Annotated in this window: 1 protein-coding gene; it reads right to left on the reverse strand. The window is 61.9% G+C overall.

What is annotated here, in order from left to right; genetic code table 11:
* The coding region (locus AC1D0P_RS32035; RefSeq protein ID WP_477680406.1) for a Ppx/GppA phosphatase family protein at positions 1–300 on the reverse strand (300 nt) is incomplete at its 3' end.
* Positions 301–370 lie beyond the last annotated feature (70 nt).

A 370-nucleotide genomic window follows, 5' to 3' on the forward strand; every position in this document is an offset into this window, starting at 1 on the left:
GTTCTTCGCCTCGCGGGCCGCGGCCGTGGCGAGGATATACATGGTATAGGCGCGCGCCTGGTGCGACAGCGCCTTGAAACGATGCAGGGCCGCAAGCGCACGGGTGACGCTGGCTTCGTCCATGTTGCCGGTCTGCTCCAGGCCCTTGCCGAGCCCGCACATGACCTTTTCGTTGAACAGCATGGTGGGGGCGCGATTAAGCCCCTCATAGATGACCAGTCGGATCGAGTTGGAACCGATGTCGACGACGGACACCGGCTCCATGCCGGGCAGCCGTCCTTGAGCTTCAGATTCGACCATGAAAATCCAGTATCGACCTTATTTGCGGCCGGAGGAGAACCTGCCGGCGATCAGCTTCGGGGCACTCGAT

The sequence above is a fragment of the Polaromonas sp. P1_G2 genome, assembly GCF_056405515.1.